Here is a 431-nt window from a genome sequence, read left to right on the forward strand (position 1 = left end):
CCCAGCTGGGTGCATGAGCGCGGCTCGCCGATCCGCTGTGTCAGTCTCGACAGCTTCTTGCGCGAACTGCTCGAGCGCGAGCCTGATAACCCCTATGTCGCGGTCTTCGCGCCGCTGATCATCGATAGCGATGCGGAGCTGACGCAGCGAGCGCCGGAGTTCTGGCAGATCATCCAACACGCACCGCTCGACGCTTGGACGCTCGATGAGCTGATCGGGCACTACGTCAATTACCGCAAGCTGCGGCTCAACCCTGAGGGCGAGCGCCATCGGCAAGACGCCTTCGGCCTCTACGCCGTGGCCACTCGCTGTCCGAGTGGACTGGTCCGCAAGCACCCACTGACGCCGACCGCCTGGGACGGCGTTTATGACCTACCCTGGGGCGGACACCAGGTGCGATTGATCGTGCTCAATGCCATTGCCAAGCACCC

At 64.0% G+C, this 431-nt stretch carries 1 pseudogene; it reads left to right on the forward strand.

Annotated elements, in window-relative coordinates:
* A pseudogene (locus VBE63_RS31190) lies at nucleotides 1–431 on the forward strand (hypothetical protein); the annotation flags it as partial.

This window comes from Lamprobacter sp., assembly GCF_034860625.1.
Taxonomy (GTDB): domain Bacteria; phylum Pseudomonadota; class Gammaproteobacteria; order Chromatiales; family Chromatiaceae; genus Lamprobacter.